This window comes from Pseudomonas sp. NPDC089918 (assembly GCF_050280605.1).
Classification (GTDB): Bacteria; Pseudomonadota; Gammaproteobacteria; order Pseudomonadales; family Pseudomonadaceae; genus Aquipseudomonas.
On record NZ_JBNNVP010000002.1, the window covers coordinates 254,951 to 270,108 of the forward strand.

Below are 15,158 nucleotides of genomic sequence, written 5' to 3' on the forward strand. Positions count from 1 at the left end.
CAAAACCCTGAACACACACGCTGAAATATCCAGACCCATTGAAACCACCCCCCACCTGCCCCATCTAAGACCCATACCCTATTGCGCAGGTGCCCCATGACCGACCAGCAAGAATTCCCCGAAGACACGAGCGAATACGCCGAAACAGACAACGTCGAACACCACTCCACCGGCAAAGGCCTCGCCCTGCCTGGCCAGAACCTGCCGGACAAGGTCTACATCATCCCGATCCACAACCGGCCTTTCTTCCCGGCGCAAGTATTGCCGGTGATCGTCAACGAAGAGCCGTGGGCCGAAACCCTCGAACTGGTCAGCCAATCCGACCACCACTCCCTGGCCCTGTTCTTCATGGACACTCCCCAGGAAGACCCGCGCCACTTCGACACCAAAGCCCTGCCGGAATACGGCACTCTGGTCAAAGTCCACCACGCCAGTCGCGAAAACGGCAAACTGCAATTCGTCGCCCAGGGTCTGAGCCGCGTACGCATCAAAACCTGGCTCAAACACCATCGCCCGCCGTACCTGGTGGAAGTCGAATACCCGCATCAGCCCACCGAGCCGACCGATGAGGTCAAGGCCTACGGCATGGCACTGATCAACGCGATCAAGGAACTGCTGCCGCTCAACCCGCTGTACAGCGAAGAGCTGAAAAACTACCTCAACCGCTTCAGCCCCAACGACCCGTCACCGCTGACCGACTTCGCCGCCGCCCTGACCTCGGCCACTGGCAGCGAGCTGCAAGAAGTGCTCGACTGCGTGCCGATGCTCAAGCGCATGGAAAAAGTCCTGCCGATGCTGCGCAAGGAAGTCGAAGTCGCGCGCCTGCAGAAAGAAATCTCTGCCGAAGTGAACCGCAAGATCGGCGAGCACCAGCGCGAGTTCTTCCTCAAGGAACAACTCAAGGTCATCCAGCAAGAGCTGGGGCTGACCAAGGATGATCGCAGCGCCGACATCGAGCAGTTCGAGCAACGTCTGACGGGCAAGGTGTTGCCGCCTCAGGCGCAGAAACGCATCGAAGAGGAAATGAACAAGCTGGCGGTCCTCGAGACCGGTTCGCCGGAATACGCGGTGACCCGCAACTACCTCGACTGGGCAACCTCAGTGCCCTGGGGCGTGTACGGAGAAGACAATCTCAATCTCAAACACGCGCGCAAGGTGCTGGACAAACACCACGCAGGCCTCGACGACATCAAGGACCGCATTCTCGAATTCCTCGCGGTCGGTGCCTATAAGGGCGAGATCAGCGGCTCCATCGTGTTGCTGGTGGGCCCGCCGGGCGTGGGCAAGACCAGCGTCGGCAAATCCATCGCCGAATCCCTCGGCCGGCCGTTCTACCGCTTCAGCGTCGGCGGCATGCGTGACGAAGCCGAGATCAAGGGCCACCGCCGCACCTACATCGGCGCGCAGCCGGGCAAACTCGTCCACGCGCTGAAAGACGTCGAAGTGATGAACCCGGTGATCATGCTCGACGAGATCGACAAAATGGGCCAGAGCTACCAGGGCGATCCGGCCTCGGCGCTGCTGGAAACCCTCGATCCGGAGCAGAACGTCGAATTCCTCGACCACTACCTGGATTTGCGCCTGGACCTGTCGAAAGTGCTGTTCGTCTGCACCGCCAACACCCTGGATTCGATTCCCGGCCCGTTGCTGGACCGGATGGAAGTGATTCGCCTGTCGGGCTATATCACCGAAGAGAAAGTCGCGATCGCCAAGCGTCACCTGTGGCCGAAACAACTTGAAAAAGCCGGCGTGTCCAAGGGTAGCCTGAGCATCAGCGACAACGCATTGAAAGCCTTGATCGACGGCTACGCCCGTGAAGCCGGGGTGCGGCAGCTGGAAAAAAACCTCGGCAAACTGGTGCGCAAGGCTGTGATGAAGTTGCTCGACGAACCGAAAGCGGTGATCAAGCTCGGGCCGAAAGACCTGGAAGCCTCACTCGGCCGACCGGTGTTCCGCAACGAACAAGTGCTGTCCGGCATCGGCGTGATCACCGGGCTGGCCTGGACCAGCATGGGCGGCGCGACCCTGCCGATCGAAGCCACGCGCATTCACACCCTCAACCGTGGCTTCAAACTCACCGGGCAACTGGGGGAAGTGATGAAAGAGTCGGCAGAAATTGCCTACAGCTACGTCAGCTCCCATCTGAAGCAATTTGGCGGTGATCCGACGTTCTTCGACGAAGCCTTCGTTCACCTCCACGTACCGGAAGGCGCCACGCCGAAAGACGGCCCGAGCGCCGGCGTGACCATGGCCAGCGCCCTGCTGTCCCTGGCCCGCAACCAGCCACCGAAAAAAGGCGTGGCCATGACCGGCGAACTGACGCTGACCGGGCATGTCCTGCCGATTGGCGGTGTGCGCGAGAAGGTGATTGCAGCGCGGCGGCAGAAGATTTTCGAGTTGATCCTGCCCGAGCCTAATCGTGGAAGCTTTGAAGAACTGCCGGATTATCTGAAGGAAGGGATTACCGTGCACTTTGCCAAACGCTTTGCGGATGTGGCGAAAATTCTGTTCTAACCCCCGTAACTGATCGTTCCCACGCTCTGCGTGGGAATGCCGCCCGGGACGCTCCGCGTCCCTTCACCAGCGTGACGCAGAGCTTCACAGGATGCATTCCCACGCAGAGCGTGGGAACGATCATCTCCCGCAACGCTGTCACACTTTGTCTCATCTTCAGTTATGCTCGCCGTTCGTCGTGAATGCCGGAGCCGCTGACTAATGTCCCCCACCCGCCTGTTTATCCCCCTCGCCCTCGCCCTGCTGAGCGCTTGCGCCACGCAACCGAAACACAACGTGACCGTGGAAAAACAAAGCGAATGCCCGGTGCAACTGAACAACGGGCAAAACCTGATCCTGACCCTGCCCAGCAACCCGACCACGGGTTACCGCTGGGCGATCCAGGATTCGGCCGGTGGCGTGTTGCGCGCGCTCAGCCCCGAGGTTTACAGCAACCCGGAAGATGCCGGGATCGTCGGCAGCGCGGGCATTTCCACCTGGCGCTTTCAGGCCTTTGCCACCGGCACTGGTCGGTTGCGGCTGACGTATTCACAGCCGTGGGCACCCGAAGTACCGGCGGTGAAAACCTTCGACTGCGCCATCGCGGTTAACTAATCGTGGGCTGGCTGATTCTGGCGCTGATGGGCGCGGTGACGTTTCTCTATGGGGTGAGCACCCATGCGGCGCTGCTGTGCCTGTTGGTCAAACCGTCGCCGGTGCTGGCGCTGCTCGGCTGGTTGCATGATGCGCCGCCCAGCGACTATCGACGCTGGATCAGCCTGGGGCTGATTTTCTCCTTGCTCGGTGACGTGTTGCTGGCATGGCCGGGGGATTTGTTCGTGTTTGGCCTTGGGGCGTTTTTGGTCGCGCATCTGGCGTATCTGAAGGCTTATTTGAGCGATTGCCGGCGTCTGGCGCTGTTGCCGTTGATCCTCGCGTTGAGCGTGGGCGCTGTGCTGCTGGGGATTCTGATTTCCAATGGCTTGGGTCCGTTACTGGTCCCGGTAATCGTTTATGGCCTGGCCATCAGCGCGATGCTCTGGCGCGCCCTGGCCCGACTCGGCACTGACGTGCCCAAACGCTCGGCGCTGCTGGCGGCGGCGGGCGCGGTGGCGTTTGTGTTTTCTGACAGCGTGATTGGCATTAACCGGTTTGTATCACCGTTCAACGCAGCACCTTATGTGATCATCCTCAGCTACTGGCTGGGGCAATGGGGGATTGCGGCGTCGGCGTTCACCCAGAAACCGCACTGAACTCTGTGGCGAGGGGGCTTGCCCCCGTTGGGTTGCGAAGCAGCCCCAAATCCCGACCAACGCATTCTTTCAGGTCGATTGCATCTAACGTTCTACGACGGCTACGCCGCCGAACGGGGGCAAGCCCCCTCGCCACAACAGCCCTCTCACCATTCAAAGCGCATCAGTCCAGCCGCTTTATCCGACAACCCGCGCATCCCCCCGTCAATTTGGCTAAAATGCCAGCCTTTTCCACCTACGCCGCTGGAACCGCCGTGAGCAAAGAATCCGATCGCCTTTTCGCCCAGCCTTTGACCCAGGTGCCTGACTTCGCCTTTAACGAGGACGTGGTGCGGGTGTTCCCGGACATGATCAAGCGCTCGGTGCCGGGTTATCCGACCATCGTGGAAAACCTCGGCGTGCTTGCCGCGCAGTTCGCCCAGCCCAACAGCGTGCTCTACGACCTGGGCTCGTCGTTGGGCGCCGTAACCCAGGCCCTGCGCCGTCACGTGCGCACCGACGGCTGCCGCGTCATCGCTGTGGATAACTCCGCAGCCATGGTCGAGCGTTGCCGTGAGTACCTCAACGGCCAGGACTCGATGTTCCAGGAGTTGCTGCCGGTGGAAGTGATCGAGGGCGATATCCTTGCCCTGGAATTCCAGCCAGCCTCGGTAGTGGCGCTGAACTTCACCCTGCAATTCATTGCCCCGGACCAGCGCACCGCGTTGCTCGCGCGCATCCGCCAGTCGTTGTTGCCCGGTGGCGCGCTGATCCTCTCGGAGAAGCTGCGCTTCAACGACCCCGAAGAACACGCGCTGCTCACCGACCTGCATGTAGCCTTCAAACGCGCCAACGGCTACAGCGAACTGGAAATTGCCCAGAAGCGCAGTGCCATCGAAAACGTCATGAAGCCCGACAGCCTCGAAGAACACCGCGAACGCCTGCTGGCCGCCGGGTTCTCGAAAGTCGTGCCGTGGTTCCAGTGTCTTAACTTTGCCTCGTTGATTGCCTTGCCATGATTGATCTGTCCCCCCTCGCCCGCCGCCTGGCCGGTACTCCGCTGGCCGAATGGGCCAACACCCTGCAAGCGCAACTCGACAAGAAAATGGAAAAAGGTCACGGCGACCTGGAACGCTGGCAGAGCGCGCTGGATGCGTTGCCGAAGATTCAGCCAAGCGAAGTCGACTTGTTGAATGGCTTGAAACTGGACACCGATTGCGACGTTGAGACCCGCGCACAAATGCGCACCGCACTGATGGGTTTATCGCCCTGGCGCAAAGGCCCGTTCGACCTGTTCGGTGTCCATGTCGACACCGAATGGCGCTCGGACTGGAAATGGTCGCGAGTCGCGCCACATCTGGATTTGAAAGGCAAACGCATCCTCGATGTCGGCTGTGGCAACGGCTACTACATGTGGCGCATGCTCGGCGCCGGGGCCGACAGCGTGATCGGCGTAGACCCCAACTGGCTGTTCTTCTGCCAGTTCCAGGCCGTGCAGCGTTACCTGTCCGAGCCCAATGCCTGGCACCTGCCGTTTCCCTTTGAGGATCTTCCTCCCAATCTGGAAGGCTTCGACACCGTGTTTTCCATGGGCGTGTTCTATCATCGCCGCTCGCCGATCGAGCATTTGCTGGCGCTGAAGGATTGCCTGGTCAAGGGCGGTGAACTGGTGCTGGAGACGCTGGTGATTGAAGGCGATCAGCAGCAGGTGTTGGTGCCCGAAGACCGTTATGCGCAGATGCGTAACGTGTGGTTCCTGCCATCGGTGCCGGCGCTGGAACTGTGGCTGCGCCGCGCCGGCTTCAGCGATGTGCGTTGCGTGGATGTGAGCGTGACCACGGTCGAGGAACAACGCGGGACGGAGTGGATGAAGTATCAGTCGTTGAGCGACTTCCTTGATCCGCAGGATCACAGCAAGACAATTGAAGGGCTGCCGGCGCCGATGCGCGCCGTCATCGTCGCCCGCAAGTAAAACCCCGATCTCCCAAACAATGGAGATCACTTGTGGGAGCGAGCCTGCTCGCGATGAGGACCTTTCAGCCAACGAAAATGTTGGATGTTAGTCCGCTATCGCGAGCAGGCTCGCTCCCACAATGGTTCGGTGTTTACTCTGAAGGTTTGGCTCTACGGGCCTTGAAAAACTCGCTCAACACCGCGCCACACTCCTCCGCCAACACCCCGCCCTCGTACAACACCCGATGATTCAAAAAGCCCTGGGTAAAGAACTGCCCCTGGCTCTGCACAATCCCGGCCTTGGGTTCCAGCGCGCCATACACCACCCGCGCAATCCGCGAATGCACGATCAGCCCGGCGCACATGCTGCACGGCTCCAGCGTCACGTAGAGCGTGCTGCCCGGCAGGCGATAGTTGCTGGCGGCTTGGGCCGCGGCGCGGATCGCGACCATCTCGGCGTGGGCGCTGGGGTCGTTGCCGCTGATCGGGCAATTGAAACCCCGCCCGATGATTTCACCGTCCTGCACCAGCACCGCGCCCACCGGCACTTCACCCAGCGCCGCACCTTCGGCGGCCAGGGCCAGGGCTTCGCGCATGAAATCACGATCACGGCTGCGGTCGATAATCGCTGCGGGGCGAATCTGACGCATCACGCCACCTCGATGGCGGCCATCAGGCCGGTTTCCATGTGGTCGACCACATGGCAGTGGAACATCCAGACCCCGGGGTTATCCGCCACCAGCGCCACTTGCGCACGCTCGTTCTTGCCCAACAGGTAGGTGTCGGTGAAGTACGGGATGACCTTGTGCCGGTTCGAGGCAATGACCTTGAAGCTCATGCCATGCAGGTGGATCGGATGTTGATACTGAGTCATGTTCTTCAATTCGAAAATATAGCTTTTGCCCTTTTCGAGCTTGGCAATCGGCCGATCGGCGCAGGTCTTGTCGGTGATGTCCCAAGCCTTGCCGTTGATCTGCCACAGGCTTGGCGGCTTGCCGTTTTCGACATTGACCGACACCGAACCCACCCATTCAAAATTGAAGTTGAGTTTCTCGGCATTGGCCAGGTCCGGCTCGGCCACCGGGTTGGCGGGCAGCGCCGGCGGCCACGCGGTCGGCGCGTCGGTATTGGCCACTGAGCGAAAGGTGCCCAGGCGTACCGGGCCGTTGCGCAGGGACAATTCTTCACCGGCCGGCGGTGCCTTGATCGCCAGGCAAATGCGCATGCCAGGACCCAGCCAGTATTCCTTGCCCAGTGGGCGCGGTTCAATCGGATTGCCGTCCAGCGCGTAGATCTGCGCTTCGACGCCGGGGATGTTGAGGCGGTACGTCAGCGTATTGTCGAGGTTGAGCAACCGTACGCGAGTGATCTGCCCGGCAGGCAAGTCGATCACCGCTTGTGAGACGCCGTTGATGGTCGACAAGCCCCCCGCCGTGCCGCCACGGGCCGCTTCACGAGGAATGCTGAACGCGACGAAAGCCCCCTCTTCATCGACGTGCCAGCTCTTGAGGCTCAAGGTTTTTTCGTACTTGAAACCGGTGGGCTCGCGCTCTTCGATAATCAGCGGGCCGACCAATCCGCGACCGAGCTCTTCGCTGCTGTTCACGTGCGGGTGATACCAGTAGCTGCCAGCGTCGGGTACGCGGAATTTGTAGTCGAAGTACTCCCCCGGCAACACCGGCAATTGCGAGACATACGGCACGCCATCCATCTCCAGCGGCAGGCGGATGCCGTGCCAGTGAATGGTGGTCGCCACCGGCAGGTGATTGATGAAGCGCACCCGCAGCCATTCGCCCTGACGCACGCGCAACTCGGTGCCCGGCGCCGATGGGCCGAACGCCCAGGCCGGGGTCTTGTGCCCGGCCACCAGCTCGACGTCCAGCGGTGCGGCGATCAGCTCATAGTCGTGGCCGGCGTCAGCATCGGCCATCTTGCCCAGCCAGTAACGCGACGCGCCACCGGCCCCCACGCCAACCACCACAAGACCGGCCAGACCACCGAGTATTTGTCGACGGGTAAAGGACATGAACTCAACTACCTCACGTATCAGCCACAGGCGCGGGGCCTGCAAAAGGCGAATACGATACACCTGCGGTTGAGAAACAGTAAGGGCAGCGCGGCGGATGGTCACAGTCAAAGCATGGCTGGCAATGCGCCTGGTGTGTTCAACCTCAGCTAATTGAATGAAATGAAACCCTGTGGCGAGGGGGCTTGCCCCCGTTGGGCTGCGAAGCAGTCGTAAAACCATCCAGCACGATGTATCAGATGCAATGCGATTGCAGGGTTTAGGGCCGCTTCGCTGAACATGACTTGGTCGCCGCTAATCAGCGAATCGCCCTACATCCATTTCCACCTTTCCCGACTTCTTTCCTGATCGATCCCCCGCAAAGTCCCCGCGCCTAATTTTCTGCGCCAGGTAAGGCCTGTTATCTCTGAGGCAGATAGATTTTATGACCGCTTCGCGCTCAATCGCGGGCAAGCCTCGCTCCTACAGGATTAAAGTCGTTCTCATATTTAGCGGTCTGCCTCGATTCCGTAGGAGCGAGGCTTGCCCGCGAAGGCGGTCTTACAAGACGGTGAAATTTCTGGGCAAGGTCATCGGAAGTTTCCTTCAACTCGTAGCGGTTTCCATGAACTGGTGTGAAATGCGCTCCATCGATAGTCTCTGGTGGTCACTGAAAATTCAGTGGCAGGGTGTAGGAACCCTTCAAGACTAGAGAGGACGCTTTGGCGTCGACACCTGAATTGCGGCCATCAACGTGTGTCCGTAAGATCAGTTGCGGCGGCTGTGCGCGGGCACGCTTCGGTGTGGTCGAGTTCTCTGGTCTCGATATTCCTACCCCGCGTATAGCTGCCACCCAAGCCTGTAGGAAGGCCGATGGTAGCTCCACTTCTACCAGAGGTTTAAAAATGAAAAGTCTTCATCCCGATCCACCCTACGAAAATCCAATTCCTCATCCCGACAACCGCTTCATGGCACTCACCGGCAACTGCAACGACATGCCGACCCTGTTCGTCGATACCCACGCGCCGCTCGATGTTTTGTATGACGCCGCCAACTACCGAATTCGTGCCGTCACTCAGGTGCTTGAGAACATGTCGATGCGCGGTTCAGTCGAGTGCGAATCCTTCATTCTCAGCGACTTCGCCTTTGCTCTGCGCCATTCCATTGCGCGATGGCTGTGATGTGCTGGATGTGATTGGGCGGCGGTTGCGGGCTCGGCCGTCGGAGTAGCGGCGGCCGACATTTGATCATTCCCACGCTCTGCGTGGGAATGCAGCCCGTGACGCTCTGCGTCACATCGGTGTCTGGCTCGACAGCGGCGGTGTGGCTGGAACGCGGAGCGTCCCTTGAGGCATTCCTACGCGGAGCGTGGGAACGATCACCGTGTAGAGTTGGCGACATCAGGATTGTCCGCTCAGCAGACCAGCGGGAACAAGCTCCCTCGCCACAGGCAAGCCCCCTCACCACAAAGGTCCGGTTATGGCTGAAGACCAGTGATCAGATGAACAACCCCATCCTCCAGCATCATCACCCCCGGCACCCCCGCCGCAGCCAAAACCTGTCGATCCATCCGCGCCACATCCCGCAATTCCACCCGCACCCGGGTCAGCGCCACTGGCTGTTGCGACTTGAGGTTATCCATTCCGCCAAGCGCAGCGACGATATTTGCGGCCAAACCGCCAATCGGCTGAGCCTCCATTTTCGGCTCGTCCACCACTAGGTCCGGGGTCAACGCTTTCCAGAACGCCCGCTGCATTTTCTCGAACATGCTCAGTTCTCCAGAACCAGTGAAGTATCGACCGTCGCCTCGTGGTGCAGCCGCAATGCCTCGCGTACCTGCTCGGCACTTTCCAGCCCCAGCACTTGCTGGGCAATGGCTTGGCAGTCCAGCAAATCCACTTCGCGAACCGCCGCTTTGATCGCTGGAATCAACGGCACGCTCACCGACAGTTCATCCACGCCAAGCCCCAGCAACAGCGGCACCGCCAGTTTTTCCGAAGCCAGGGCACCGCATACCCCGACCCATTTGCCATGGGCATGGGCGGCTTTCACGGTGGTGGCGATCAAGCGCAATACCGAAGGATGAAAACTGTCGGCCTGACTGGCCAGCCGTGGGTGATCGCGGTCCATGGCCAGGGTGTACTGGGTCAGGTCGTTGGTGCCGATGGAGAAGAAATCCACTTCGGGTGCAAACAGGTCAGCCATCAGCGCCGCAGCCGGTACTTCGATCATGATCCCCAGCTTCGGCAGTTCAGTCAGGCCCAATGCCAGCGCTTCTTCTTCCAGCAGTTGGCGAGCCAGCCGCAGTTCCGACAATTGCGTGACCATCGGCAGCATGATGTGCAGGCGAGCCATCCCGGCGCTGCTCAGGATCGCCTTGAACTGATCGCGCAACAGTTGCGGACGCTCCAGGCACAAACGAATGCCGCGCATGCCCAGGAACGGGTTGGTTTCGCGCTCCATCGGCACATAGGCCAAGGGTTTGTCACCGCCGACATCCAGGGTGCGCACCACTAGATTGCGCGCCGGCCCAAGGGCGCGGGCAATGGCGCTGTAGGTGGAGGCCTGTTCGTGATGGCTGGGCGCGTGGTTGCGATCCAGATAAAGAAACTCCGAACGCAACAGACCAACGCCCTCGCCGCCCAGCGCCATGGCCTGTTCGGCTTCGGCCAAGGACGCGATATTGGCGGTGATTTCAAAGTGATGCCCATCGCGGGTACAGGCGGCCAGTCCTGCATTTTCCAGCTCGTATTGCTGGCGTTTCTTTTGCAGCTGACGATTGGCTTGCAACTGCTCAATGGCAGCCAGCTCGGGATCCAGCTGCAGTTCGCCCTTGTCGGCATCGAGCAACACCCGGGTGCCATTGATCAGTGTCAGCACCTGAACCGGCAAGCCGCAGATCGCCGGCAAACCGAAGGCCCGCGCGAGAATCGCCACGTGGCTGGTGGCACCACCACCGACCGTCGCGAACCCGAGTACTTTGCGCGTATCCAGACCGGCCGTTTGGGAGGGCGTCAGTTGCTCGGCAATCAGAATCGCCCCGTCCGGCAACTCCATTGCACGATCCTCTACGCCGAGAATCAGCTTGAGTACCCGTTGACCGACGTCAGCCAAATCCGCGGCCCGTTCGGCCAGCAAGGCATTGCCCAGTTTTTTGAACAAGGTGGCCGTCGACTCGGTGGCCGCACGCCAGGCGAAACCGGCGCTTTTGCCTGCATCGATCAGTGCCAGTGCCTGATCCAGCAGGCCAGGGTCTTCGAGCAGTTCCTGATGAGCCTTGAAGATGTCTGCCTGGGCGTCACCCGTGGCCTTGTCTCGCAATTGCTGCAAGGCCAGAACCGCCTTGGCCAGCGCTCGGGACAGGTGCTCACGCTCAACCTGAGGACTGACCCCTGATTCACTGACCTCAAGGCTCTGCTCGGCAATCTGCACCACCTGGCCAAACGCCGACCCCGGCGATGCACAGACGCCGCGCAGCACCGTTAGCGATGAGGCCTGCGCGGCAACTGCCTCAACCTCTGCCATCACCGTTACGGCTTCTCCACAACCGGCGGCCAACAACTCGGCCAGCGTCTTGATTGCCACTTCGGCATCCGCGCCCGCCGCGCTGACCTGCAGGACGTCACCATGGGCGGTCTGCAAAGCCATGATCGCCACCAGGGATTTGGCGTTTGCGCTGTCCTGCTGTTTATGCAGGCAAATGCTCGCCGCAAAGCCTTTCGCTGCCTGGGCAAACACTGCTGCGGGGCGAGCATGCAAACCGTTGGTGTTGGGCAGCGTCACCGGTTTGGAAAACAGCGCTTCGCCCTCCTGCGCAATCCCCTCATCGGCCGCCCCTTCGGATGGATTCAGACTCAGCAGCGGCTGGCCACTTTCCACCACACCCGTTTCGGGCGCCAGCCAGGTGAACGGCTCACCGCTGACCACCAGCATCAAGGTCAACAAACTGCGTGCGTGCAAGGCAATGTAATCGGCATCGAACTCGATCAGTGCCTGCCCCACCTCAACCCGCTGACCTTCCTCCACCAATCGGGTGAAACCCTTTCCAGCCAGGTTCACGGTATCGAGGCCGATGTGCATCAGCACCTGCACGCCATTGTCGTCGGTGATGCTGACGGCATGCCCACTGACCTGCACATTGCTGATCACGCCGGCCAGCGGTGCGCACAAGGTTTGCGAAGTCGGATCGATACACAGACCGTCGCCGATCACGCGACTGGAAAACACCTGATCGGGCACCTGATCCAGCGGCATCAGCACGCCGGACAAGGGTGCCAGCAGTTGCAATTGTTGGGGTGTGGCCATGACGTCACCTGCTGTTTTGTTCTTTAAAAGACGCTTGTGATCTCGCGGTACCTGGTAGGAGCTGCCGAAGGCTGCGATCTTTTGATCTTGATCTTTTAAAGGCAAAAGATCGCAGCCTTCGGCAGCTCCTACGGGGTCATGCGGCGTTTACTTCCACCAATACTCGACCTGCAATCCGACGTTCGAACCGTGTCGCGCCGTGCCGAAGGCGCCGGTGTCGGACAACGCCGAACCCGCCGCCAGTTCATTGGCCGCCCGTTTGGCCGCCTCGTTCCAGCTGGCATAGGTGTAATACAGACGCACCTCGGGGCGCGCCCAGAAATCCGGGCCCTTGGGCGACCACGTCGGGGCGAAGGTGAACTTGCTCAGCTTGCGCGTCCCGCCCGTGGCTTCAACCTGATCGTGGCCCAACTCGGTCACCAGTTTGAACTGCTCGGTGATCGCATAGGCCGGGCGAATCCCGAGGGAAATCCAGTTCTGGTCGGCGCCGTCCGGGCGAATGTCTTTCTGGTAGACCGCTTCAACTTGCCCGCCGAAACGCGGCGTCACTTGCCAGTCGAAGAACTCCACCACGCGATAGCTTTTACTGCTGTCGTCCAGCCTCACGTTACCGGTATAGCCCAACCCGGTGCCGGGGCCTTCGCCGTACTGAAAGGCCAGTTTATTCTTGCCACCCAGAAAGTCTTTCTGCACATGCTGGGTGGTAATCGCCCAACCGTGGTGAGCGTCGCGGCTGTCGGGTTTGTCGATGTAGCTCAAGCCGAACTCCAGCTCACCGCCAGGGTTGGTGTTGAAGCCGGCGACGTTGAAATCGTGACGGTTGATGTAGTCCTTCTGGTACAGGTTGTCCTTGCGCGAGAAGGCGTAGCTGTACTTCAGATCACCGATCAGCACATCTTCGATACCGCCGCCGGTGGCGCTCTGGTTCCAGTAGTAGAAGTCGGAAATGTGGATATCGTTACGCTTGTAGTAACGCCGACCGGCCCACAGTGAACCGCCGTTTAGGCTGGGCATGTTCGACCATTGCGCATACAACTGCGGCATGCGCACCGAGCCGTTGTCGCCGTTGAACGTCAGGCTGCGGTCGTACTGGTTATACAGCGAAGCCATGCCATCGACACTGAGCACCGAACCGTCGTCCAGGGTGAACAGATCCTGACGCAATTCCAGCTCCGCATACTGTTCGCATTCGTTGCCGAGGCGGTATTTCGACTGCGCACCCGGCAATTGAAAACATGACTGCGAACTGCTGTTGACCGAGGTGCCGACACCGCTACGCACATAGCCGGCGAACTCCAGCGCATGGGCCGATAACGGTAACGCCAGGTACACGCCCGCCGCTACAAGGCTGCGATTTATTGTTGTTTTCAAGAACCACCTCATTATTTTTATTGTGTGATGCAGCAAAATCGGCGCGCAAAACTCCCCCGCGCAGCGTTCTGCGTGTTTTTTGAATTAGTGTTTTTTAGTGGTCAGTCAGGCGCAGAACGAACGACTCATAGGGCCGTAGAAACACCTGCCGATTGCGCGGCGGGCAGTCCGGGTAGTTGCTGATGACCAGAGATTGCACCATCGATTCGTTGATCACTTCTGGCGGCAGCTCGATTTCGCACGGCGTGCCGTAGAAGTTGTTCAGCACCAGCAAACGCTCGCCATGGCCTTCACGCACGTACGCCCAGACTTGTGTGTGCTCAGGCATTAACTGCCGGTACACGCCGTCGGACATCAACGTTTCACTGCGGCGCAGCGCAATCAACTGTCGATAGTGATGCAGCACCGAATCCGGGTCGTCGAGTTGGTGAGCGACGTTGATCTGCGCCGCGTTGGCCGGCACGCCGATCCAGGGTTCGACCGCGCTGAAGCCAGCGTTCGACTCGGCGTTCCAGTGCATCGGCGTGCGACCGTTGTCCCGGGACTTCTGCATGATCGCCGCCATGTTGTCGGCGTCGCTGCTACCGGCTTCGCGCTTGAGCCGGAAGATGTTCAGGGTTTCGACGTCGCGGTACTGATCGATGTGATCGAACCCCGGATTGGTCATGCCCAGTTCTTCGCCTTGATACACGAACGGCGTGCCCTGCAGGAAATGCAGCGCCGTGCCGAGCATCTTCGCCGACACCACCCGGTGTTCGCCGTCGTGACCAAAACGCGAGACCACCCGCGGCTGGTCGTGGTTACACCAGAACAGCGCGTTCCAGCCGCCGCCAGCCTGCATGCCGGTCTGCCAGTCGGAGAGGATGCGCTTGAGTGCGAGGAAATCGAAATCGGCGCGAACCCACTTCTGCAGGTTCGGGTAATCAACTTTCAAGTGATGGAAATTGAAAGTCATCGACAGCTCTTTCGACTCCGGCCGCGAATAGCGAATGCAGTGTTCCAGACTGGTGGACGACATCTCGCCGACGTTGATCAGGTCATGGCCTTCGAACACTTCACGGTGCATTTGCTGCAGGTATTCATGAACGTTCGGGCCGTCGGTGTAGAAGCGCCGACCGTCGCTGTTGTCCTCGGGGAAATCCGCCGGTTTGGAAATCAGGTTGATCACGTCCAGACGGAAACCGCCCACACCTTTGTCGCGCCAGAAACGCATCATCTTGAACACTTCGGCTCGCACCTGGGGGTTGTCCCAGTTCAGGTCGGCCTGCGTGTGGTCGAACAGGTGCAGGTAATACTGACCGGTCTGGGCCTCGTACTCCCAGGCCGAACCGCCGAACTTGGATTCCCAGTTGTTCGGCTGGTCGCGCCAGATGTAGAAATCGCGGTAAGGGTTGTCGAGGCTGCTGCGGGCCTGCTGGAACCAGGTGTGTTCGATCGAGGTGTGGTTGACCACGATGTCGAGCATCAATTTGATCCCGCGCTTGCCGGCCTCGGCGATCAGCAACTCGCAGTCGGCCATGGTCCCGTAGCTTGGATCGATGGCGTAGTAATCGCTGATGTCGTAACCGTTGTCGCGCTGGGGCGAACGCAGGAACGGCGTGATCCACAGGCAATCGACACCCAGCCAGTGCAGGTAATCGAGCTTGGCCACGACGCCGAGCAAATCACCCGTGGGGTTGCCGGCGTGGCTATGAAAACTCTTCGGGTAGATCTGGTAGATCACCGAACGTTGCCAGTCTTGCATGGCGGGATTCCTTCAGTAAGTTTTGTACTGGCCTTGGGGGCCTCTTCGCGGGCAA

11 protein-coding genes and 1 pseudogene are annotated in these 15,158 nt (G+C 60.2%); 6 read left to right on the forward strand and 6 right to left on the reverse strand.

Annotated elements, in window-relative coordinates; genetic code table 11:
* Positions 1-96: 96 nt before the first annotated feature.
* The 5 genes from lon (at position 97) to cmoB (ending at position 5,697) form a co-directional block, all read left to right on the forward strand.
* Positions 97-2,514 (forward strand): endopeptidase La, encoded by a 2,418-nt coding sequence (gene lon / locus ACQKPC_RS02585; protein ID WP_427623004.1) that lies wholly within the window; start codon positions 97-99, stop codon positions 2,512-2,514.
* 201 nt (positions 2,515-2,715) lie between these two features.
* On the forward strand, positions 2,716-3,108 hold the full coding sequence (locus ACQKPC_RS02590) for a protease inhibitor I42 family protein (RefSeq protein WP_427623005.1): 393 nt from the start codon (positions 2,716-2,718) through the stop codon (positions 3,106-3,108).
* A gap of 2 nt (positions 3,109-3,110) precedes the next feature.
* Entirely contained in the window at positions 3,111-3,746 is a 636-nt protein-coding gene (locus tag ACQKPC_RS02595; RefSeq protein WP_427623006.1) for a lysoplasmalogenase, read from the forward strand.
* 218 nt (positions 3,747-3,964) lie between these two features.
* Positions 3,965-4,744, forward strand: coding sequence for a carboxy-S-adenosyl-L-methionine synthase CmoA (gene cmoA / locus ACQKPC_RS02600; RefSeq protein ID WP_174160264.1), 780 nt, complete (start codon positions 3,965-3,967; stop codon positions 4,742-4,744).
* Positions 4,741-5,697, forward strand: coding sequence for a tRNA 5-methoxyuridine(34)/uridine 5-oxyacetic acid(34) synthase CmoB (gene cmoB / locus ACQKPC_RS02605; RefSeq protein ID WP_123500586.1), 957 nt, complete (start codon positions 4,741-4,743; stop codon positions 5,695-5,697). The genes cmoA and cmoB overlap by 4 nt, the downstream gene beginning before the upstream one ends.
* 133 nt (positions 5,698-5,830) lie before the next feature.
* Here cmoB and tadA read toward each other — a convergent pair whose 3' ends face one another.
* Both tadA and ACQKPC_RS02615 read right to left on the reverse strand, forming a co-directional pair.
* A complete protein-coding gene (gene tadA, locus ACQKPC_RS02610; RefSeq protein WP_007903651.1) occupies positions 5,831-6,328 on the reverse strand; it encodes a tRNA adenosine(34) deaminase TadA in 498 nt (165 codons plus the stop codon).
* Positions 6,328-7,704: a multicopper oxidase family protein gene (locus tag ACQKPC_RS02615; protein WP_063341436.1), complete on the reverse strand. Its 1,377-nt coding sequence runs from the start codon at positions 7,702-7,704 to the stop codon at positions 6,328-6,330. The genes tadA and ACQKPC_RS02615 overlap by 1 nt, the downstream gene beginning before the upstream one ends.
* Positions 7,705-8,588: 884 nt before the next feature.
* On the opposite strand from ACQKPC_RS02615, the pseudogene ACQKPC_RS02620 reads away from it, so the two are divergent.
* A pseudogene (locus ACQKPC_RS02620) lies at positions 8,589-8,913 on the forward strand (hypothetical protein).
* Between the two features lie 247 nt (positions 8,914-9,160).
* Here ACQKPC_RS02620 and ACQKPC_RS02625 read toward each other — a convergent pair.
* The 4 genes from ACQKPC_RS02625 to treC form a co-directional block, all read right to left on the reverse strand.
* Entirely contained in the window at positions 9,161-9,451 is a 291-nt protein-coding gene (locus ACQKPC_RS02625) for a PTS transporter subunit EIIB (RefSeq protein WP_427623007.1), read from the reverse strand.
* Between the two features lie 2 nt (positions 9,452-9,453).
* Positions 9,454-11,988 (reverse strand): phosphoenolpyruvate--protein phosphotransferase, encoded by a 2,535-nt coding sequence (ptsP, locus tag ACQKPC_RS02630; protein ID WP_427623008.1) that lies wholly within the window; start codon positions 11,986-11,988, stop codon positions 9,454-9,456.
* Positions 11,989-12,135: 147 nt separating this feature from the next.
* A complete protein-coding gene (locus ACQKPC_RS02635; RefSeq protein ID WP_427623009.1) occupies positions 12,136-13,359 on the reverse strand; it encodes a maltoporin in 1,224 nt (407 codons plus the stop codon).
* 94 nt (positions 13,360-13,453) lie between these two features.
* Entirely contained in the window at positions 13,454-15,103 is a 1,650-nt protein-coding gene (gene treC / locus ACQKPC_RS02640) for an alpha,alpha-phosphotrehalase (RefSeq protein ID WP_427623010.1), read from the reverse strand.
* Between the last annotated feature and the right edge of the window lie 55 nt (positions 15,104-15,158).

Excerpts from the sequence above, each read along its gene's own strand:
- ACQKPC_RS02625 (WP_427623007.1), bottom strand. The coding sequence starts at position 9,451 with ATGTTCGAGAAAATGCAGCGGGCGTTCTGGAAAGCGTTGACCCCGGAC.
- ACQKPC_RS02615 (WP_063341436.1), bottom strand. The coding sequence starts at position 7,704 with ATGTCCTTTACCCGTCGACAAATACTCGGTGGTCTGGCCGGTCTTGTG.
- ACQKPC_RS02590 (WP_427623005.1), top strand. The coding sequence starts at position 2,716 with ATGTCCCCCACCCGCCTGTTTATCCCCCTCGCCCTCGCCCTGCTGAGC.
- treC (WP_427623010.1), bottom strand. The coding sequence starts at position 15,103 with ATGCAAGACTGGCAACGTTCGGTGATCTACCAGATCTACCCGAAGAGT.
- ptsP (WP_427623008.1), bottom strand. The coding sequence starts at position 11,988 with ATGGCCACACCCCAACAATTGCAACTGCTGGCACCCTTGTCCGGCGTG.
- lon (WP_427623004.1), top strand. The coding sequence starts at position 97 with ATGACCGACCAGCAAGAATTCCCCGAAGACACGAGCGAATACGCCGAA.
- cmoA (WP_174160264.1), top strand. The coding sequence starts at position 3,965 with ATGCCAGCCTTTTCCACCTACGCCGCTGGAACCGCCGTGAGCAAAGAA.
- cmoB (WP_123500586.1), top strand. The coding sequence starts at position 4,741 with ATGATTGATCTGTCCCCCCTCGCCCGCCGCCTGGCCGGTACTCCGCTG.
- tadA (WP_007903651.1), bottom strand. The coding sequence starts at position 6,328 with ATGCGTCAGATTCGCCCCGCAGCGATTATCGACCGCAGCCGTGATCGT.